This window comes from Maritalea mobilis, assembly GCF_019800885.1.
Lineage (GTDB): Bacteria > Pseudomonadota > Alphaproteobacteria > Rhodobacterales > Rhodobacteraceae > Roseibacterium > Roseibacterium beibuensis.
On record NZ_JAHVKE010000004.1, the window covers coordinates 99,684 to 119,391 of the forward strand.

At 64.9% G+C, this 19,708-nt stretch carries 17 protein-coding genes; 12 read left to right on the plus strand and 5 right to left on the minus strand.

From position 1 onward, the window contains the following. Window positions 1-42: 42 nt before the first annotated feature. Window positions 43-1,398, minus strand: a complete 1,356-nt coding sequence (hemN, locus tag KUV65_RS14920; protein WP_222191521.1) for an oxygen-independent coproporphyrinogen III oxidase — start codon at window positions 1,396-1,398, stop codon at window positions 43-45. 83 nt (window positions 1,399-1,481) lie between these two features. Between hemN and fnrL the strand changes: the two genes are divergently transcribed. Then, on the plus strand, window positions 1,482-2,228 hold the full coding sequence (gene fnrL / locus KUV65_RS14925) for a transcriptional regulator FnrL (RefSeq protein ID WP_222191522.1): 747 nt from the start codon (window positions 1,482-1,484) through the stop codon (window positions 2,226-2,228). Between the two features lie 80 nt (window positions 2,229-2,308). Here the strand turns inward: fnrL and KUV65_RS14930 are convergent, their stop codons facing one another. Then, the gene (locus tag KUV65_RS14930) at window positions 2,309-3,148 is read right to left on the minus strand and encodes a universal stress protein (protein ID WP_222191523.1); all 840 of its coding nucleotides are present in this window, start codon (window positions 3,146-3,148) and stop codon (window positions 2,309-2,311) included. A gap of 216 nt (window positions 3,149-3,364) precedes the next feature. Here KUV65_RS14930 and ccoN point away from each other — a divergent pair, with 216 nt between their 5' ends. From ccoN to ccoS, 8 genes are all read left to right on the plus strand, one after another. Continuing rightward, window positions 3,365-4,963 (plus strand): cytochrome-c oxidase, cbb3-type subunit I, encoded by a 1,599-nt coding sequence (gene ccoN / locus KUV65_RS14935; RefSeq protein WP_222191524.1) that lies wholly within the window; start codon window positions 3,365-3,367, stop codon window positions 4,961-4,963. Window positions 4,964-4,977: 14 nt separating this feature from the next. Beyond that, window positions 4,978-5,700: a cytochrome-c oxidase, cbb3-type subunit II gene (gene ccoO / locus KUV65_RS14940; RefSeq protein ID WP_222191525.1), complete on the plus strand. Its 723-nt coding sequence runs from the start codon at window positions 4,978-4,980 to the stop codon at window positions 5,698-5,700. Between the two features lie 14 nt (window positions 5,701-5,714). Next, window positions 5,715-5,930 carry a cbb3-type cytochrome c oxidase subunit 3 gene (locus KUV65_RS14945; protein WP_222191526.1) on the plus strand — a complete coding sequence of 72 codons (216 nt, stop codon included), beginning with the start codon at window positions 5,715-5,717 and terminating at the stop codon, window positions 5,928-5,930. After that, a complete protein-coding gene (ccoP, locus tag KUV65_RS14950) occupies window positions 5,927-6,841 on the plus strand; it encodes a cytochrome-c oxidase, cbb3-type subunit III (protein WP_222191527.1) in 915 nt (304 codons plus the stop codon). The genes KUV65_RS14945 and ccoP overlap by 4 nt, the downstream gene beginning before the upstream one ends. 524 nt (window positions 6,842-7,365) lie before the next feature. Next, on the plus strand, window positions 7,366-8,796 hold the full coding sequence (gene ccoG, locus KUV65_RS14955; protein ID WP_222191528.1) for a cytochrome c oxidase accessory protein CcoG: 1,431 nt from the start codon (window positions 7,366-7,368) through the stop codon (window positions 8,794-8,796). Further along, window positions 8,793-9,284 (plus strand): FixH family protein, encoded by a 492-nt coding sequence (locus KUV65_RS14960; protein ID WP_222191529.1) that lies wholly within the window; start codon window positions 8,793-8,795, stop codon window positions 9,282-9,284. The genes ccoG and KUV65_RS14960 overlap by 4 nt, the downstream gene beginning before the upstream one ends. A 14-nt stretch (window positions 9,285-9,298) precedes the next feature. Further along, a complete protein-coding gene (locus KUV65_RS14965; RefSeq protein ID WP_222191530.1) occupies window positions 9,299-11,497 on the plus strand; it encodes a heavy metal translocating P-type ATPase in 2,199 nt (732 codons plus the stop codon). 6 nt (window positions 11,498-11,503) lie between these two features. Continuing rightward, the gene (ccoS, locus tag KUV65_RS14970) at window positions 11,504-11,662 is read left to right on the plus strand and encodes a cbb3-type cytochrome oxidase assembly protein CcoS (RefSeq protein WP_222191531.1); all 159 of its coding nucleotides are present in this window, start codon (window positions 11,504-11,506) and stop codon (window positions 11,660-11,662) included. 45 nt (window positions 11,663-11,707) lie between these two features. Here the strand turns inward: ccoS and KUV65_RS14975 are convergent, their stop codons facing one another. Then, window positions 11,708-13,051, minus strand: coding sequence for a D-alanyl-D-alanine carboxypeptidase family protein (locus KUV65_RS14975; protein WP_222191532.1), 1,344 nt, complete (start codon window positions 13,049-13,051; stop codon window positions 11,708-11,710). Between the two features lie 227 nt (window positions 13,052-13,278). On the opposite strand from KUV65_RS14975, the gene hemF reads away from it, so the two are divergent. Then, a complete protein-coding gene (gene hemF, locus KUV65_RS14980; RefSeq protein WP_222191533.1) occupies window positions 13,279-14,160 on the plus strand; it encodes an oxygen-dependent coproporphyrinogen oxidase in 882 nt (293 codons plus the stop codon). Between the two features lie 4 nt (window positions 14,161-14,164). Here hemF and KUV65_RS14985 read toward each other — a convergent pair whose 3' ends face one another. After that, entirely contained in the window at window positions 14,165-15,343 is a 1,179-nt protein-coding gene (locus tag KUV65_RS14985; RefSeq protein WP_222191534.1) for an NAD(P)/FAD-dependent oxidoreductase, read from the minus strand. 6 nt (window positions 15,344-15,349) lie between these two features. After that, entirely contained in the window at window positions 15,350-16,381 is a 1,032-nt protein-coding gene (gene hemE / locus KUV65_RS14990; RefSeq protein WP_222191535.1) for a uroporphyrinogen decarboxylase, read from the minus strand. A gap of 123 nt (window positions 16,382-16,504) precedes the next feature. Here hemE and hemC point away from each other — a divergent pair, with 123 nt between their 5' ends. Both hemC and KUV65_RS15000 read left to right on the plus strand, forming a co-directional pair. Beyond that, complete coding sequence (gene hemC, locus KUV65_RS14995) at window positions 16,505-17,467, plus strand: hydroxymethylbilane synthase (protein WP_222191536.1); 963 nt, start codon at window positions 16,505-16,507, stop codon at window positions 17,465-17,467. Window positions 17,468-17,593: 126 nt separating this feature from the next. Then, on the plus strand, window positions 17,594-19,630 hold the full coding sequence (locus tag KUV65_RS15000) for an NADH:flavin oxidoreductase (RefSeq protein ID WP_222191537.1): 2,037 nt from the start codon (window positions 17,594-17,596) through the stop codon (window positions 19,628-19,630). Window positions 19,631-19,708 lie beyond the last annotated feature (78 nt).

Genomic DNA, 19,708 nt, shown 5'->3' on the forward strand with positions numbered 1-19,708 from the left:
GACCATTGGTCCGGCGTCTTTCATGTGGAGACTCGTCTCGCCTCAGATGGCCGAGGAGTGCCCTTCGGCGCGCATTTCGTATTCGTCGAAGATGCGCGCGATCATGCGCGACAACGGGCGTCCCTCGGGCGGGATCTCGAACCCGTCCTCGGTGATGCGCACCATCTTGCCAAAGGCATCCGCGGCTTCGCGGTAGAGTTTCTCGGCCTTGGCCGCGACCGGGCCGAACTCCGCTTCGAGCTCTGCGGTGTCGATCCGGAAATCGCACATCAGCATCTCGATCATGCGAGCGCGCAGCGTGTCTTCACCCTTGAAGATGTGCCCGCGGCCGGTGCCAAGTTCGCCCGCGCGCACGGCCTTCTGGTAGGCGGCGGTCGAGGCGGCGTTCTGCGCGTAACCTTGCGGGAAGCGCGAGATGGCCGAGGCGCCCAGCGAAAGCAGGGTGTCGCAGGTATCGTCGGTGTAGCCCTGGAAGTTCCGGCGCAGATGGCCGGATTTCGCGGCCTTGCCCATGGAATCGGTCGGCTTGGCGAAATGGTCGATGCCGATCTCGTCATAGCCGTCCCACATGAACAGGCGGCGGGCGGTATCGAAAAGTTGCAGCCGTTCCTCGGGCGAGGGTAGGGCCTCGGTCGGGATCATCGCCTGCCGCTTGGCCATCCACGGGACGTGGGCATAGCCGTAAAGCGCCACCCGGTCGGGCGACAGCGACAGAAGCATCTGAACACTTTCCGAGATTCGCTCGGGCGTCTGGTGCGGCAGACCATAGAGGATATCGGTGTTCAGCGAGTGGATGCCATGCTCGCGCAGGCCTTCGACGGCTTCACGCGTGACATCGTAGCCCTGGATGCGGCCGATGATCTTCTGGATCTCGGGGTCGAAATCCTGAACGCCGATCGAGGCGCGGTTCATCCCGGCGGCCGCCAGCGCGGCCATGCGCGGCTTGTCGATCTCGTTCGGGTCGATTTCGACCGAGAACTCGGCGCCCTCTGCCAGCGGGATCTGCGACAGAAGCGTTTCGGCCAGATCGGTCATCATGTCCGCCGACAGAAGCGTCGGTGTTCCGCCGCCCCAATGCAGCCGCGCGATGCGGACGCCCTTGGGCAGGATCGAGGCAACGGTCGCGATTTCCTGCTTGAGGGTATTCACATAAGCGATGACGGGATCGTCGTTGCGCACCCCCTGCGTGCGGCAGGCGCAGAACCAGCACAGCCTGCGGCAGAAGGGGACATGCAGATAGACGGAGATCTCGCTGCCGGTGGGAATGCTCTCCACCCAGCTGCGGAAGACGTCGCTGCTGACATCGTTCGAGAACTTGGTCGCCGGCGGATAACTTGTGTAGCGCGGCACCTTAGCATCGAACAGACCGAGGCGTCGAAGTTGCGTAAGATGTTCCATTAGGCTACGCGTAAGGATGGAACGCGCCCATCGCCTTGACGCAGATCAAGCGGGCTTACTCACTCGTCCGAGAGGACCCCGCCATGTCAAAGCCTCAGATCTCTTTCCCGCAGGAACAATGCGCCGAGTGCCCGATCCGGCACCGGGCCGTATGCGCACGGTGCGAGAGCGATGAACTCGAAAAGCTTGAGTCCATCAAATATTACAGAAGTTACGAAGCTGGGCAGACGATCGTCTGGGCGGGCGACAAGATGGATTTCGTGGCCTCGGTCGTGCATGGCGTCGCATCGCTGACGCAGACGATGGAGGATGGCCGCCGCCAGATGGTCGGGCTTCTGTTGCCGTCGGACTTTCTCGGGCGACCGAATCGCGAGGCCGCGCATTACGACGTGACCGCGACGACGGATGTGCAATTGTGCTGTTTCCGTCGGGTGCCCTTCCTCGAAATGTTGGACACAACGCCGCATGTCAGCCAGCGCCTGCTGGAAATGACGCTGGACGAACTGGACGCGGCGCGGGAATGGATGCTCCTGCTGGGCCGCAAGACCGCGCGCGAGAAGATCGCCAGCTTCCTGACGATCATCGCGCGGCGCGAGCCGAGCTTTCAGAATACCGTCGGGGTGGGGGAGGTCGCCTTCGACCTGCCGCTGACCCGCGAGGCGATGGCCGATTACCTTGGCCTGACGCTGGAAACCGTAAGCCGCCAGATGTCGGGCCTGAAGCGGGACGGCGTGATCCGGCTGGAAGGCAAGCGTCACATCGTGATCCCCGATTTCGAGGTTCTGATGGACGAGACCGGCGACGACTCGGACGGTGGCGTTCTGGACTGACGACGGTTCTTCGATCCGCGACGAAAAACGCCCCGCCGATCGGCGGGGCGTTTTCGTTTCGGAATGGTGCGGCGCTGGTGTCAGTGCGCCATCAGCACCGGCACCTCGCAATGCTCCAGCATGTTGCGGGTGGCGCCGCCGAGGATCGCCTCGCGGAAGCGGGAATGGCCGTAAGCCCCCATCACCAGCAGGTCGGCGTTCTGATCCGCGACGTGGCGCTTCAGCACCTCGGACACACGGGGCAGGGTCTGCGGCAGCAGGGACACCTCGCAGGTGGCGCCATGGCGGCTGAGCATCTTGGACAGTTCGTCGCCCGGATCGGTCGTTTCGGACCCGTGACGCTCGGGCGCGATGATGCAAATGTTCACCAGGTCGGCCGCCACCAGCATCGGCATCGCACGGCGAATCGCGGCCATCGCCTCGTTCGATTCGTTCCACGCCACGACGATCTTCTTCGGGTTGAGCGTGGCGGGTTTTCCATCCGCGATGACGATCACCGGGGCCTGCCCTTGGAACATGGCTGATTCAACCAGAACGGGAGCATCCGACGGCAGGTCAGGGCCGTAGGGTTTGGGCAGCATCACGAGATCGGCAAAGCGGGCGCGCCGGGCGACGACAGGCGTGACCGAGGCCGATTGCGCGACCAGCGCCTCGACGCCCCAGGAAATATCCGAGCGGCCAAGGCGGTCGCGCGCGGCCTCCTCAATGCGCTTGGCCTCGGCCTGGGCCTGGGCCAGCGTTTCGTCATGCATGAGCGCCGTAGCGCCAGCAAAATAATAGCCTGTCTGCGTCCGGTCGATCCCGAGGCACAGAACGTCCAGATGCGCCTTGGCGTCGGCGGCAAATGGAATCACGGCGTCCAGAACCGCGTTCACCTCGGTATCATCCGTCAAAACGGTGAGAATGCTCTTGTAGGCCATCAGACCCTCCTCGCTTCCAGTTGAGAAAGGGATACGACTGCATACGCTGCGCCACATTGACCTGCATCAACCGTCGCGTGTCTGGTCTATCATTGACATGGATCAATGCCCCTACTCGCCCTATCCGCGATTTGGGGGTCAGATGGAACAGCTCCGGACGGCTTTGCCGAATCGCTACAGGTGAATCCGAACCGGGGCATCACGAAGGGACGATCAATGCTTGATTATGTGAAGCTGCTGATCCTTGGCCTCGTCGCGGTTTGTGCCGCGATCGCGGCCAGCTACGCCAGGGACATGCTCTATATGATCCATGCCATCCTGGTCATGGTCACCGCCGGTGGCCTTTTCTTGTGGCAGTTGCGCCGCACGGGCGAACCCAGGTTCGTCAACCAGAACGAATACATGGACGGTCCGGTCAAGGCCGCGGCCATCATGACGGCGTTCTGGGCCGTGGTGGGCTTTCTGGTGGGGGTGTTCATCGCCTTCCAGCTGGCCTTTCCGCAGCTCAATTTCGACTGGGCGCAACCCTACCTGAACTTCGGTCGCCTGCGGCCGCTTCACACCTCGGCGGTGATCTTCGCCTTCGGGGGCACCGGCCTGCTGGCCGCGTCCTTCTACGTGGTGCAGCGGACCTCCGCCGCGCGCATGTGGGGCGGCGGGCTCGCCTGGTTCGTGTTCTGGGGCTACCAGTTCTTCATCGTGCTCGCGGCCACCAGCTACATCCTGGGCGGGTCGCAGTCGCGTGAATACGCCGAGCCGGAATGGTATATCGACCTGTGGCTGGTCGTTGTCTGGGTGGCGTACCTGCTGCTCTTCGTCGGCACGCTGATGAAGCGCCGCGAGCCGCATATCTACGTCGCCAACTGGTTCTTCCTGTCCTTCATCGTCACCGTGGCGATGCTGCATGTCGTGAACAACCTGGCCGTGCCGGTGTCGATCTTCGGGTCGCGGTCGGTCTCGCTCTTCTCGGGCGTTCAGGATGCCATGACGCAGTGGTGGTACGGCCATAACGCCGTGGGCTTCTTCCTGACCGCCGGCTTCCTGGGCATGATGTATTACTTCATTCCCAAGCAGGCCGAACGCCCGGTCTATTCCTACAAGCTGTCGATCATCCACTTCTGGGCGCTGATCTTCCTGTATATCTGGGCCGGTCCGCACCACCTGCACTACACCGCGCTGCCTGACTGGGCCTCGACCTTGGGCATGGTGTTCTCGATCGTTCTGTGGATGCCCAGCTGGGGCGGCATGATCAACGGCCTGATGACGCTGTCGGGGGCCTGGGACAAGCTGCGCACGGACCCGGTCCTGCGGATGATGGTCACCTCGGTCGCCTTCTACGGCATGTCGACCTTCGAAGGTCCGATGATGTCGATCCGCGCGGTGAACTCGCTGTCGCACTACACCGACTGGACGATCGGTCACGTGCATTCGGGCGCGCTGGGCTGGAACGGCATGATCACCTTCGGGATGCTCTACTACCTGTTCCCGAAACTGTGGAACCGTCAGGCCCTCTACAGCCTGCGCATGGTCAGCTGGCACTACTGGCTCGCCACCATCGGCATCGTGCTCTACGCGGCCTCGATGTGGGTGACGGGGATCATGGAAGGCCTGATGTGGCGCGAAGTCGACGCGCAGGGCTTCCTCGTGAACTCCTTCGCCGACACCGTGGACGCCAAGTTCCCGATGTACGTCGTGCGTGGCCTGGGCGGTGTGATGTACCTCACCGGTGCAATCATCATGGCCTACAACCTGTGGATGACCGTTCGGAAAGGTGTCGCCAAGCAAGACACCACCGTTGCGGCACCGGCTGAATAAGGAGGGACCAGACAATGGCTGCATTCGACGGTCACAAGAAGATTGAAACCAACGCGACCCTCCTTCTGGCGCTCAGCTTTCTGGTCGTCACGATCGGGGGGATCGTGGAAATCGCACCGCTGTTCTACCTTGAGAACACGATCGAGGACGTGGAGGGCATGCGCCCCTACTCGCCCCTCGAACTGGCGGGCCGCGAGATCTACATCCGCGAGGGTTGTTACGTGTGTCACAGCCAGATGATCCGTCCCATGCGGGACGAGGTCGAGCGCTATGGCCACTACTCCCTGGCGGCAGAGAGCCAGTACGACCATCCGTTCCAGTGGGGTTCGAAGCGGACGGGGCCCGACCTCGCCCGCGTCGGCGGCCGCTACTCGGATGCATGGCACGTGGATCACCTGATGGATCCGCAGTCGGTCGTGCCGGAATCGGTGATGCCGCCCTACGCGTTCCTCGCCGAGACGCCGATCGAGCCGACCTATATCGCGGACCTGATGGAAACCCATCGTTTCGTTGGTGTGCCCTACACCGACGAGATGATCGAGATGGCCGAACTGGACTTCGTCGAACAGGCGACCGATTTTGGCGACTCGGGTGTGGTCGAGCGGTATCCCGGTGCGCAACAGCGCGATTTCGACGGCAACCCTGTCGTCACCGAGATGGACGCGCTGGTGGCCTATCTCCAGATGCTCGGCACGCTGGTCGATTTCTCGACCTTCGAAGCCGACGCAAGCCGCTGAGGAGGGACCCGTAGATGGAAGATACCTATACCATCATGCGGGTCTTCGCGGGGTCCTGGGGCATGCTCTTCATGCTCCTGGCCTTCCTCGCGGTGATCTTGTTCACGCTGCGACCCGGCAGCCGCAAGATCCATCGCGACACCGCGAATATCCCTTTCCGCCACGACGACCGGCCGGCGGGTGACACGACCCCGGCAGCCACCGCCCATTACGAGGAGGCGCGGCAATGACCGAAGACAAGAACAGACATCCCGAAGAGCAGATCCTGCAAGAGGGTGATCCCGATACCACGGGCCACACCTGGGACGGTATCAAGGAGTTCAACAATCCCCTGCCGCGCTGGTGGCTGTGGACCTTCTATGGCTGCATCGTCTGGGGGATCGGCTACACCGTTCTGTACCCGGCCTGGCCGTTGGTGCAGGGCGCGACGCCCGGCATCCTGGGCTTTTCGACCCGGACCGAGGTCGCCGAGGATATTGAGCGTTTCGACGCGATGAATGCCGACATTCGTCAGCGCATTACCGAAGTCGATTTGACCGAGATCAACGCAACCGCGAATCCCGACCTCTATAACTACGCTATCCAAGGCGGGGCGGCCACGTTCGCGACTTGGTGTTCGCAGTGTCATGGCTCTGGTGCTGCCGGTGTTCAGGCCTCGGGTTACCCGAACCTCCTGGACGACGACTGGCTCTGGGGCGGTACGATCGAGGAGATTCACTACACGATCAGTCATGGTATCCGGAACGAGGATGACCCAGACGCACGGTATTCCGAGATGACGGCCTTCGAGGGTCTGCTCTCGGACGAGGAGATCGCCCAGGTGGTGCAGTATGTTCGCAACATCTCCGGGCAGGAACATGACGCTGAGCTGGCCGCTGCCGGTGAGGAAGTCTTCCTCTACAACTGTGCCGCCTGTCATACCGACGAAGGCACGGGCGACCAGTTCATGGGCGCGCCCAACCTGACGGATGCCATCTGGCTTTACGGTGGTTCTGAAGAGGCCATCGAACATACAGTGCGCTACTCACGCTTCGGCGTCATGCCCACCTGGTCGGAAGATGCGACCGAGGCGGGGCGCTTGAGCGAGGCCGAGGTCCGCTCGGTAGCCGTGTATGTCCACTCTCTCGGTGGTGGCCAATAAGGCCATCACCCACAAGTTCCGGTGGCCCCTCCCGGTCGCCGGATCGGCACCGGTCCCGGTCCTGTTCGCGCGTTTCCTACGGGACCGGTGCCTCCCTTTTCCCCGACACTACAGCAGTCTGCACGGTCGTTCTGTGCAAATTGCCGGCGCGAAGTCGGGTCAAGGATAGCCCAGAGATTAGCGCGTCTCCAAACATTTCCTAGGATTTTTCGGATTTCCCCGCGTTTGCGAGGGGATCGCGCGCGTTTCAGTTGTCCATCAACGGCTGAGCGAGGGCTCGGGGCGGCCCGATTGCCCGTTGCAGCGACCGCCACATTCGGAGCGAGCCCCCCCTGCGGCACCCGTTTGCCTGGTGCTCATTTCGTCGCACTGGGCGCATGGGTCGCAGAACATCCGTTGGCCTCGCCAACCTTTTCGCCTGTATGCTGAGGTATGCTTGATCCACGTCAAGGAGACCGCGCCACTACCGGAAGTAGAACCGGCCAAGCGCAGGACCGAACGACCATACCCCAAGGATTTCGAAGATGAGTGCCACAGAAGAGCCGCAAAAGCTCTATGCCGCCCGTGAGCCAGTATTTCCCAAGCGTGTGAAGGGCCGCTTTCGGAACCTGAAATGGATCATCATGGTCGTGACGCTGGGGATCTATTACCTGACGCCATGGATTCGCTGGGACCGCGGCCCCAGCCTGCCGGACCAGGCGGTTCTGATCGACCTTGCCAACCGGCGCTTCTTCTTCTTCTGGATCGAGATCTGGCCGCATGAATTCTACTTCGTCGCGGGCCTTCTGATCATGGCGGGCCTTGGCCTGTTCCTATTCACCTCGGCGCTGGGGCGCGTCTGGTGCGGCTATACCTGCCCGCAGACCGTCTGGACGGACCTGTTCTTCACCGTCGAACGATGGATCGAGGGCGACCGCAACGCACGCCTGCGGCTGTGGAAGCAGGAATGGAACTTCAAGAAATTCCGTCTGCGGATCACCAAGTATATCGCGTGGCTTCTGATCGCTGTGGCGACCGGCGGGGCGTGGGTCTTCTATTTCGCGGATGCGCCGACCCTTCTGGGCGATCTGGTGACGTTCCAGGCACCGTATGTCGCCTATGCCACCATCGGCATCCTGACGGCCACGACCTTCGTGTTCGGTGGCTTCATGCGCGAACAGGTCTGCATCTACATGTGCCCCTGGCCGCGCATCCAGGCCGCAATGATGGACGAACAGACGATTACCGTTGCCTATCGCGACTGGCGCGGCGAGCCGCGCGGCAAACACCGCAAGGGGCAGGAAAACACCGAATTGGGCGATTGCATCGACTGCATGGCCTGCGTGAACGTCTGCCCTGTCGGGATCGACATCCGCGACGGCCAGCAGCTGGAATGCATCACCTGTGCGCTTTGCATCGATGCCTGCGACGACATCATGGACAAGATCGGCAAGCCGCGCGGCCTGATCGACTACATGGCCCTGACGGACGAGGCCAACGAACGCGCCGGCAAGGAAAAGATTTCCGTCTGGAAGCACATCTTCCGGCTTCGCACGATCATCTACACCGTGCTGTGGTCCGCCATCGGGATCGGCCTGACCGTCCTGCTGTTCATCCGGACGGATATCGACATGACCGTCGCGCCTGTGCGAAACCCGCAATATGTGACATTGTCGGATGGATCGATCCGGAACACCTATGACGTGCGGATCCGCAACATGACCCATGAGACGTCGGATTTCAGCGTCACCCTGGGCGAAGGGGCGCCGTTCGAGATCGAGGTGGAAGGGTCCGACACCGGGATTGTCGAGGTGCCGATCGACTCGACGCAACTCGTGCGGGTCTATGTCACCGCGCCGGCTGGCAGCGATGTGGCCTCGACCGAACGCACGGATTTCCGTCTTTGGATCGAGGATCTGTCGACGAACACGCGGACGTTTGAAGACACCACGTTCTTCGGGAGGGATACGCAATGACCGATCAAGTCGAGGCCCAGGGCGGCTCCACCAAGGGCCAGCTGACCGGGCGCAAGGTGCTGGCCATCTTCGTCGTCGGGTTCGGCCTGATCATCGGCGTGAACCTGTTCATGGCCTGGAACGCGATCTCGACCTTTCCGGGGATGGAGGTCAGTTCCAGCTATGCCGACAGCCAGACCTTTGACGATCGCCGGTTCGCGCAGGAAGAGCTGGGATGGAATGCCTCGGTCGAGGTGGAGGGCGACCTCCTGACCCTCACGCTTGTCGATGAAACCGGGCGTCCGGTTTACCCCGCCGAGCTTGACGCGCTGCTGACCCGGCCCACCAACCAGCTTGAAGACCAGCAACTGGCCTTCGAGCGCGGGCCGAACGGCGTGTTGCAGGCCCCGGTCGAGGTGTCCGAGGGACGCTGGCGCCTGCGGCTGACGGGAACGGCCCGCAACGGGGCCGAGTACCGGCACAACATCACCTTCTCGCTGCGCGACTGAAGAAAGGGGAGGCGATGACCGCCACCTTCGATCATGCCGAGGAACGGGGTCGGCCGGGCGCTTGCCCGGCCTGTAACGTCGCGCCCGCCGCCGAGCATCTGGCCGATCTGCCCGAGGATGCGACTCTGATGCTGTCGCTGCCGGGCATCCATTGTGCGGGCTGTATCTCGGGGGTGGAAAAAGCGCTGCGCGCGACACCGGGCGTCAAGGACGCTCGCGTGAACCTGACCCTGCGCCGCGCGGCGGTGGAGGCAGAGGCCGGCGTGACGGCGGATGACCTGACGCAGGTGCTGGAGGCGGCGGGCTACGAGGCGCATGAGCTCGACCCCGGCGTGCTGGCCACGACCGCTGCCGACCGGGCCGGGCGCGACCTGCTGATGCGCCTGGCCGTCGCGTTCTTCGCGATGATGAACGTGATGCTTTTGTCCGTGGCCGTATGGGCCGGGGCCGAAGGCGTCACGCGCGACATGATGCACTGGATTTCCGCCGGGATCGCGATTCCCGCCGTGATCTTTTCCGGGCGTCCTTTCTACGTGTCGGCCTGGTCCGCGCTGCGGGGCGGGCGGCTGAACATGGACGTGCCGATCACGCTGGCGATCCTGCTGGCGGTGGGCACATCGCTGTACGAGACGACGCAGTCGGGTGAACACGCCTATTTCGACGCGGCGATCGCGCTGTGCACCTTCCTTTTGGCGGGGCGCTACCTCGATCACCGCACGCGGGCTTCGGCCCGGTCGGCGGCGCAGGAACTGGCCGCGCTGGAAGTGCCGCGCGCGTTGCGGGTTCTGGCCGACGGGTCCGAGGAAACCGTTGCCGCCTCGGACCTTGCGGTGGGCGATATCGTCCGGGTGAAGCCGGGCGGCCGCATTCCGGTCGACGGCATCGTGACCGAGGGCCAATCGGAGCTCGACCGTTCGTTGATGACCGGGGAAAGCCTGCCGGTTTATGCCGGACCGGGGTGCGAGGTCAGCGCGGGCGAGGTCAACCTGACCGGCCCCCTGATGGTCGAGGTGCGCGCCGCCGGTCGGGACACGTCGCTGCATCGGATCGCCGACCTTGTCGCCGTGGCCGAGTCGGGGCGGTCGAATTACAACTCGCTCGCCGATCAGGCTGCGAAACTCTACGCGCCGGGGGTGCATATCCTGTCGGCGGTGGCGGCCGTGGGCTGGTTCATCGGCACGCAGGATTTGCGGGTCTCGCTGAACATCGCGGCGGCGGTTCTCATCATCACGTGCCCCTGTGCCCTTGGCCTTGCGGTGCCGGCGGTGACGACGGCAGCCTCTGGCCGGCTCTTCCGCAAGGGTCTGCTAATCAAGAATGGCACCGCGCTTGAGCGGCTGGCCGAGGCCGATACGGTCGTCTTCGACAAGACCGGGACGCTGACCACCGGTGCGCCGGAGCCTGTGGGCCTCGACGATCTGCGCGAGGCGGATCTGCGCGTGGCGCTTGGTCTGGCTGAGGCGTCGTCGCACCCGCTGGCCGAGGCCCTTTCGACCGCGCTGCGCCAGCGCGGCCTGCGCCCCGCGAACCTGACCGATGTGACCGAGAAGCCGGGTTACGGGGTCGAGGCCATCTGGAAGGGGCAGACCGTGCGCCTTGGGCGCGCCGCGTGGCTGGGGGCCGAGGCGCCCGATGTCACCGCGACCTTCCTGAAAATCGGCGACGATGCGCCCGTGACGCTGCCCTTCACCGACACCCTGCGCGAGGGGGCCGAGGAAACGGTGGCCGCGCTGAAGGCCGGGGGCAAACGCGTGATCCTGATTTCGGGCGATACGCGCGGCGCGGTGGAACGCTTTGCCCAGCGGATCGGCATCGACGAGGTGATCGCCGAGGCCCTGCCCGAAGAGAAAGCCGCGATGGTGGCCGACCTCGCCGCGGACGGCGCCAAGGTGCTGATGGTGGGCGACGGGTTGAACGACACGGCGGCCTTGGCCGCGGCCCATGTCTCGATCTCGCCCGCCTCGGCGCTGGATGCCGCGCGCACGGCCTCGGACATGGTGCTGATGGGCCGCAGCCTTGCGCCCATAGGGGACGCGGTGACGACCTCCGTCTCGGCCGCCAAGCGGATTCGTGAGAATTTCACCATCGCGACGGTCTACAACGTGCTGGCGGTTCCGCTGGCCGTGGCCGGGCTTGCCACCCCGTTGATCGCGGCGCTGGCGATGTCGTCCTCCTCGATCACGGTCTCGCTCAACGCGCTGCGGTTGAGGTAACGCGGAATGGATATTCTCGGCCTTCTGATCCCGGTCAGCCTGTTTCTCGGGCTGCTGGGGCTCGGCTTCTTCTTCTGGATGCTGAAGCGCGGCCAGTTCGACGACCCCGAGGGCGATGCGAACCGGATCCTGTCGGACGATTACGACGACCACCCGAAGGACTGAGCGCGCCCCGAGTCGACATTCCTGCATCCGCCCGTTTGCGGCTGGTTACGGCCCGAATGTCTCGCAGGCGAGGTTGCGGGCCGACAACCGGGCGCAGGCGCGCGCGGCCTGATCCTCGGTCATGCCGGCAAACCGTGCCTCGTAGCCGCCTGAGCGTTGCACCACGCGGCGCAAGGCGTCGTCGAAGGTGCCAAGCTCGGCCAAGGCGGTACGCAGCAAGAGGCGCTCGGCGGCATGATGGGACGGCTGACGCCCCAGCGAAACGCCATAAAGGCGGCTGCCGGTCGAGGAGGCGCGCGTGACAACCTCGGGCGCGATCGGTTCGGGGCGGGGCGGCACGATGGCGGTCGCCTGCGGCTCGGGGCGCGGGGTCGGGGGCACGCCGGGCGGGGCGGTTTCTGCCGCCGTTTCGATCTCGGTCAACGCTTCTCCCACGGCCTCTCCAATCGCCGCGAGCAATTCCGGCGAGGGTTCGGGGGCCGGGGCGACAGGGGCAGGCCGGGGAATTGGCCGCAGGCTGCGCGCGACGGCGCCCGAGGCGCGAACACCGCCGCTGCTTGGCGCATCGGGATAGCTGGGAAGGGGCGGCGTGCGCACCGTGGCACGGCTGGGCGCCCGCTCGAATCCCATGTCGAGAAGCTCCATGATCCGCTGGTTGCGCCATGCGGCCGAGCGACCGCCGAACACCGTCGCGATGATCCGTTCCTGCCCGCGCTGCGCCGATGCTACAAGGTTGAAGCCCGCCGCGCGCGTGTAGCCGGTCTTGATCCCGTCCGCGCCGGCATAGGCGTTGAGCACGGCGCGGTTCGTGTTGCGCACGGTGGCGATCCCGGCGTCATCCTCGCGGCGGGAGAAGATGTTGTAATACTGCGGATAGTCGTAAATCAGCCGCCGCCCCAGAATCGTCATGTCCCGCGCGGTCGACAGGTGGCCGTCGCTGGTCAGGCCGTGGGCGTTGCGAAACGTGGTGCGCGTCATGCCCAACGCTCGCGCGGTGCGGTTCATGCGGCGTGCGAAGGCGGCTTCGGACCCTTCCAACGCCTCGGCGATCGCGGTTGCGGCGTCGTTGGCGGATCGGATCGCCGCCGCCCGGATCAGGTAGCGAAACCGTATCGTCGTGCCGGCGCGCAGGCCAAGATGCGAGGGCGGTTCGGCATCGGCATTGGCCGAAATCAACACCTCGGTATCAAGGCCGATCTCGCCCAGGCGTACCGCTTCGAACGCGATGTAGAGCGTCATCATCTTGGTCAGAGAGGCGGGGTGCAGGCGCGTGTCGGCATTGCGGGAATGCAGCACCTCGCCGGTGCGGGCATCCATCACCATGGCGGCATAAGGCGCGGCGCGTGCGGGCGCGGTCAGCCCCAGCACGACACAAAGGATCAGCCCCATGAGGGCGGTCGCTAATCTAACAGTTTTCACGAAGCCTGCTCATTCTGCCTCGGGGTGCCGTCTGATGCGGCGTTTGGATGATCCTACGCCAAGATCGCTCGGAAATCCATGATGAAATAGGCCGCGAAGCATGCGTGTTCCGGGAATGCGGTTTGCCGGATGACAGGGGCTTGGCCTGAGTGCTAAGCAGGCCGGACGGATTTCAGACCATCCGGGGAGGGCACCAGATGAAAGACACGTTCGACGACCGCAAGACCCGCGCATCGGAGTGGTTCCGCGCGCTGCGCGACGAGATCGTGGCCGCCTTCGAGGCGTTGGAAGATGCGCAAGGGGGCGATCAGCCTGCCGGACGGTTCGAAGTGACCCAGACCAAGCGTCAGTCCGAAGACGGATCGGACGCGGGCGGCGGTTTGATGAGCGTCATGCGCGGCGGACGAGTATTCGAGAAAGTCGGCGTGAACGTGTCGACCGTGCATGGCCAGCTGGGCGACCGGGCCGTGGCCGCGATGGCCGCGCGCAAGGACCTGTCGGGGCTGAAGGACGATCCGACCTTCTGGGCCTCGGGGATCAGCCTTGTGGCGCATATGCAGAACCCGCATGTGCCGGCCGTTCACATGAACACGCGCATGTTCTGGACGCCGGTGGCGTGGTGGTTCGGCGGCGGATCGGACCTGAACCCGGCGATCGAGTATCCCGAGGATACCGAGCATTTCCACACCGTGTTGAAGGAACATTGCGACCCGCATGGTGCGGAGCTTTATCCGCGGTTCAAGGCTTGGGCCGACGAATATTTCTACGTCCCGCACCGCCATCGTGCGCGCGGCGTCGGGGGCATCTTCTACGACGATCTGAATACCGGCGATTGGGAGGCCGATTTCGCCTTCACGCAGGATGTCGGCCGCGCGTTCCTGCCCGCGTTCCTGGGATGTGTCGAACGGCGCAAGCACATGCCGTTCACCGAAGAAGACCGCGAGAAGCAGTTGGTGCATCGCGGGCTTTATGCCGAATACAACCTCGTCTACGACCGGGGCACGAAATTCGGGCTGGAGACGGGGCATGATGCGAACGCCGTGCTGATGAGCCTGCCGCCCATCGCCAAGTGGACGTGACCCTTCAGACGAACACCGCCTTGAAACCGGTCTCGTAGCCTTCGCCGGACAGGTCGCCGCCCGTGGCCGTGATCGCGCCGAGGCGCCCGATCTCGTCGCAGGATTTGGCCGCGGCGCCGTTGCCGCCCGTCAGGATGCTCAGCCGGTCGGTCAGCCGCTGGATATAAGGATAGCCGGTTTCGGTGAAGCTGACGACGCAGGTGGCGCGGTGCAGGCTGGTGGCGCGCAACTCGGGCATCAGCGCGCGCAGGTGGCGGGTCAGCATCTCACCCGCCTTGGCGCTGCCATCCGACTGGAACCACGCGGTCATCTCGGCATCGGTTTCGAGGCTGGCCGAGAACGGCTCGCCGCCGATCTTGATGTAGGTCTTGCCATCCGGGTAGCGGATCGGGGGGAGGAGGTAGAGATCCTCGTCCATCCGCCCGCCTTCGGGCATGGCGATGAGCGAGGGCATGCCGCTTAGCCGCGCGGCCTCGGCCGAGTCGACCTCGGCCAGCACCACGGTGCGGGCATAGACACCCATCGCCGGACGGCCGGGCAGAAGGCCCGAGGTGCGGGCATACCCACCCGTTGCCATGACGACATGGCCTGCAGTGATGATGTCGCCGCTGCCAAGGGTGAGTGTAGCACCGGCCAGCCCGACGGCGGTGTCGCGGATCACGGTTGCGCCCGCGCGGGTGGCACAGACCTCCTCCGCGCGGCGCAGGGCGCGCGGGTCGATCCAGCCGCCCATCGCCTCCCACGCAGCGACAGTATCGGCAGGAAAGCGGAAATAGGGGAAACGGTCGTTCAGCGCGTCGCCTTCGATCCGCTCGTGCGGCAGGGCGAGGCGCTTGGCCGCCCCCAGGAAACCGCGCGTGAACTCGGCCCCCGGCCCGTCCAGCGGACCGGCCATCATGACACCGCAGGGGGTATAGAACGACTCGCCCAGTGCTTCTTCCAGCATCGCGTAGCGGTCGATGGACCGAAGCGCGAGGCGCGACCAATCCGCCTTTTCGGCCAGTCCGCGCGTGATGCGGCCCGCGTCGTGATGACTGGCGAAGGGGCCGTCGAAGCGGGACGGGTGCTCCGGTTCGTCGGGGCCGATCAAAACGACGGTATGCCCGGCCTCGGCCAGGTGCCGGGCGCAGGCGGTGCCCATCAGGCCCCGCCCCACGACCGCGAAGTCTGGCCGCCCGGTCACGTCGCCCTAGCCGCGAATGGCGTCGAGCAGGACATGCACGTTTTCCGGGTCGGCATCCGGCGTGATGCCGTGCCCCAGGTTGAAGATATGCGGCCCGCCCTTCAGCGCGTCGACGATATGTCGCGCCTCGTCCACCAGGCGCTGGCCGCCTTCGACCATCAGCTTGGGGTCGAGGTTGCCTTGCACGCAACTGTCGGGCTGCAGGTGTTCGGCGGCCCATTCGGGCGCGACCTTGGTGTCGATGGCGACGCAATCGGCCCCTACGGCCTTGGCGAAACCGATGTATTTCTCGCCCGCCTCGCGCGGGAAGGCGATGACCGGCAGGCCGGGGTTGCGGCGTTTCATCTCGGCGGTGATGCGCTTGGCGGGTTCAAGCGCGAACTTGTCGAACGCCTCGCCCTTTAACGACCCGGCCCAGCTATCGAAGATCTTGACCACTTCGGCCCCGGCTTTGACCTGCATGTCGAGATATTCGATCGTCGCCTCGGTCAGCAGGTCGATCAGCGCGCCGAAGGTCTCGGGGTCACTTTCGCGCAGCGCATGGGCCGGCCCCTGATCGGGCGTGCCACGCCCGGCGATCATGTAGGTTGCCACCGTCCAGGGTGCGCCGGCAAAGCCGATCAGCGTGGTTTCCTTGGGCAATTCCCGCGACAGGATGCGCACCGTCTCGTAGACGGGGGCAAGGTGGTCGTGGATGTCGTCCTTGCCCTTGAGCGTCTTCAGCCCCTCGGGCCCGGTGATGGTGGACAGCCGCGGCCCCTCGCCGGTGACGAACCACAGATCGGCCCCCAGCGCGTCGGGGATCAGCAGGATGTCGGCAAACAGAATCGCCGCGTCGAAGCCGTAGCGCCGGATCGGTTGCAGCGTGACCTCGGCCGCGAGCTCCGAATTGTAGCACAGCGACAAGAAGTCCCCCGCCTGCGCGCGCGTTTCGCGATATTCCGGCAGGTATCGCCCCGCCTGGCGCATCAGCCATACGGGCGGCACATCCATCGCCTCGCCCGCGAGGCTGCGCAGGAGTTTCTTCTTGTCTGTCATCGGGTAATCCTCGGGTCGTTTGGGGGCACCGTTTCGCCCCGCGCCAAAACTGTCAAGCCGAACCCGATTGTCAAGCAAAGTTGACACATATACAACCCGCGCTGACACTAGTAGAGAAGTGACATGACGACCGACCTGCCCACCCCCGCTTCGCCCCTGAAAATCGGAACCCGCGGCTCGCCGCTTGCGCTGGCCCAGGCCTACGAGACACGCTCGCGCCTGATGGCTGCCTTCAACCTGCCGGAAGAGGCATTCGAGATCGTGGTCATCAAGACGACCGGCGACGACCGCAGCCTGATCGACGCCGACAAGCCGTTGAAGGAACTGGGCGGCAAGGGCCTCTTCACCAAGGAAATCGAAGAGGACATGCTGACCGGCAAGATCGACATCGCGGTCCATTCGATGAAGGACATGCCGGTCGAACAGCCGCCCGGGCTGGTTCTCGACACCTACCTGCCGCGAGAGGATGTGCGCGACGCCTTCGTGTCGCTGAACCACGACTCGCTGGCCGCGCTGCCCGAGGGCGCGCGGGTCGGGTCCTCGTCGCTGCGCCGCCGGGCGCAGCTCAAGGCGCGCCGGCCCGACCTGCAAGTGGTCGAATTCCGGGGCAATGTGCAGACGCGGATGAAAAAGCTGGGTGACGGGGTGGCGGATGCGACCTTCCTCGCCATGGCTGGCCTGCGGCGCCTGGGCATGGAAGAGGTGGTGAAATCGGCCATCGAAGTCGAGGATGTGCTGCCCGCCGTCGCGCAGGGCGCCATCGGGATCGAACGGCGCAGCGATGATAGCCGCGCGGCCGAGATGCTGGCGGCGATCCACGATGTGCAGACGGGCCAGCGCCTTGCGGCTGAACGCGCGTTTCTTGCGGGTCTCGACGGGTCCTGCGAGACGCCGATCGCGGGCTTGGCCGAACTGGACGGCACCATGTTGCGCCTGCGCGGCGAGATCCTGCGCCCCGACGGGTCCGAGGTTCTGACCGCCGACCGCACCGCGCCGATCGAGGATGGTGCCAAGCTGGGCGCCGAGATGGCCGCCGATTTGCGCGCCGAGGCGGGCGAAGGGTTCTTCGACTGGATCACCAGCTAGGGGCAGCGGAAAACTCGAGTTTTCCGGGTCGGAAAAGCCGGCTTTTCCGACCTGCGCATGTCGGTTCCGGGCTTTCTCGATCCCGAGGGGGCAGGCTAGGCTTTCGCCGACCAGCGGAGGCCTGACATGCACGACGATCCCCTATTGCAGCCCTTTCAACTCAAGCACCTGACGTTGAAGAACCGGCTCATGTCCACCGCGCATGAGCCGAACTACTCGGACGGCGGGCTGCCGTTGGAACAGTATCGGCTGTACCATGTCGAGAAGGCCAAGGGGGGCATCGCGCTGACCATGACGGCGGGGTCGGCCGTCGTGTCGGCCGACAGCCCCGAGGCTTTCGGAAACCTCCACGCCTACCGCGATGAGATCGTGCAGCCCCTGCGCGACCTGACCGACAGCTGCCATGACCATGGCTGCGCGGTGATGATCCAGTTGACCCATCTCGGGTGGCGGACGACTTGGAACAAGGGCGATTGGCTGCCCGTCGTGGCCCCCTCATCGGTGCGGGAACCCGCGCATCGCGCATTTCCGAAAGAAATGGAACAGTGGGACATTGACCGCATCGTGGCCGATTACGCCGCAGCGGCACAGCGGATGCAGGCGGCGGGCCTCGACGGGATCGAGATCGAGGCTTATGGGCATCTTCTCGATGCGTTCTGGTCGCCCTACCAGAACCGGCGCGATGATGAGTATGGCGGCAATCTCGACAACCGGATGCGGTTCGCATGGCGCGTGATCGACGCGATCCGCGACGCCGTCGGCCCCGACTTCATCATGGGCCTGCGCATGGTGGCCGATGAGCAGTTCGAGCACGGTCTCGGCCGGGAAGAGGGCGTCGAGATTGCCAAGCGGTTCGCGCAGTCCGGCAAGGTCGATTTCCTCAACCTGATCCGGGGGCGTGTGGCCTCGGATGCCGCCCTGACCAATGTCATCCCGATCCAGGGCATGGCGTCCTCCCCGCATCTCGATTTCGCGGGCGAGGTGCGGGAGGTGGTGAAGTTCCCCATCTTCCACGCCGCCAAGATCGCCGATGTGGCCACGGCCCGGCATGCGGTGGCCAGTGGCAAGCTGGACATGGTGGGCATGACGCGTGCCCATATCGCCGATCCCCATATCGTCGAAAAGATCGCGCGGGGCGAGGAAGACCGCATTCGGCCTTGCGTCGGGGCCACCTACTGCCTCGACCGGATTTACGAGGGCGGGCAGGCGCTGTGCATCCACAACGCCGCGACCGGACGCGAGGCGCGCATTCCGCACGATATTCCCTTGGCTTCCGTGGCGCGGAAGGTGGTGGTGGTCGGGGCCGGTCCCGCCGGGCTGGAGGCCGCGCGGGTGGCGGCGGAACGCGGACATGCCGTGACGGTCCTTGAGGCCTCGGACCGGGCGGGCGGACAGATCAACCTGCTGGTCGCCAACCCGCGTCGGCGCGACCTTGTCGGGATCACGGATTGGCGCTTGTCCGAGTTGGAGCGTCTCGGCGTCGAGATCCGCTTCAACACCTTCGCCGAGGTGGAGGATGTCACCGCCCTGTCACCCGACATCGTGGTCGTCGCGACGGGCGGCCTGCCGCAAGCCCCCGAGATGGCGGGGGATGACCTGACGGTTTCGAGTTGGGACATCCTGTCGGGCGAGGTGAAGCCCGCCGCCGAAGTTCTGGTCTATGACGACAATGGCGGGCACCAGGGCATGAGTGCCGCCGAGGTGATCGCGCGCGCTGGGTCGCGCCTCGAACTGGTCAGCCCCGAGCGGTTCTTCGCGCCCGAGATGGGGGGCATGAACCACGTGCCCTACATGCAGGCCTTCCACGAGACAGGCACGCGCGTGACGATCAACACGCGGGTGTCCTCGGTCGTGAAAGAGGGCAACCGGCTGCGCGTGACGTTGGGCTCGGACTATGCTCCCGGGTGGGCCGAGGAGCGGGTGGTCGATCAGGTGGTGGTCGAGCACGGCACCCTCGCCAATGACGAGCTTTACCATGCTCTCAAGCCGCTTTCGAAGAACGCGGGCGCGCTAGACTACGGGGCCTTGATCGCAGGCGACGGTGACCTGTTCGCTGCGGTGCAGGATGGGCAATTCATCCTCTACCGGATCGGTGATGCGGTGGCCTCACGAAACATCCATGCCGGGATTTATGATGCGCTTCGGATGGGCCTTCGGCATTGAACCTGTCCTAGGGCGTTGCAAATCGGCCAAGGTCCTTTTGGTAGGGGCGCGCGACTTGTGGTCATAGGTTGCGGCTGG

Excerpts from the sequence above, each read along its gene's own strand:
- fnrL (WP_222191522.1), top strand. The coding sequence starts at position 1,482 with ATGTCAAAGCCTCAGATCTCTTTCCCGCAGGAACAATGCGCCGAGTGC.
- ccoS (WP_222191531.1), top strand. The coding sequence starts at position 11,504 with ATGGATATTCTCGGCCTTCTGATCCCGGTCAGCCTGTTTCTCGGGCTG.
- hemC (WP_222191536.1), top strand. The coding sequence starts at position 16,505 with ATGACGACCGACCTGCCCACCCCCGCTTCGCCCCTGAAAATCGGAACC.
- KUV65_RS15000 (WP_222191537.1), top strand. The coding sequence starts at position 17,594 with ATGCACGACGATCCCCTATTGCAGCCCTTTCAACTCAAGCACCTGACG.
- hemF (WP_222191533.1), top strand. The coding sequence starts at position 13,279 with ATGAAAGACACGTTCGACGACCGCAAGACCCGCGCATCGGAGTGGTTC.
- ccoO (WP_222191525.1), top strand. The coding sequence starts at position 4,978 with ATGGCTGCATTCGACGGTCACAAGAAGATTGAAACCAACGCGACCCTC.
- KUV65_RS14960 (WP_222191529.1), top strand. The coding sequence starts at position 8,793 with ATGACCGATCAAGTCGAGGCCCAGGGCGGCTCCACCAAGGGCCAGCTG.
- hemE (WP_222191535.1), bottom strand. The coding sequence starts at position 16,381 with ATGACAGACAAGAAGAAACTCCTGCGCAGCCTCGCGGGCGAGGCGATG.
- KUV65_RS14975 (WP_222191532.1), bottom strand. The coding sequence starts at position 13,051 with ATGGGGCTGATCCTTTGTGTCGTGCTGGGGCTGACCGCGCCCGCACGC.
- ccoN (WP_222191524.1), top strand. The coding sequence starts at position 3,365 with ATGCTTGATTATGTGAAGCTGCTGATCCTTGGCCTCGTCGCGGTTTGT.
- KUV65_RS14930 (WP_222191523.1), bottom strand. The coding sequence starts at position 3,148 with ATGGCCTACAAGAGCATTCTCACCGTTTTGACGGATGATACCGAGGTG.
- KUV65_RS14965 (WP_222191530.1), top strand. The coding sequence starts at position 9,299 with ATGACCGCCACCTTCGATCATGCCGAGGAACGGGGTCGGCCGGGCGCT.
- ccoG (WP_222191528.1), top strand. The coding sequence starts at position 7,366 with ATGAGTGCCACAGAAGAGCCGCAAAAGCTCTATGCCGCCCGTGAGCCA.
- ccoP (WP_222191527.1), top strand. The coding sequence starts at position 5,927 with ATGACCGAAGACAAGAACAGACATCCCGAAGAGCAGATCCTGCAAGAG.
- hemN (WP_222191521.1), bottom strand. The coding sequence starts at position 1,398 with ATGGAACATCTTACGCAACTTCGACGCCTCGGTCTGTTCGATGCTAAG.
- KUV65_RS14945 (WP_222191526.1), top strand. The coding sequence starts at position 5,715 with ATGGAAGATACCTATACCATCATGCGGGTCTTCGCGGGGTCCTGGGGC.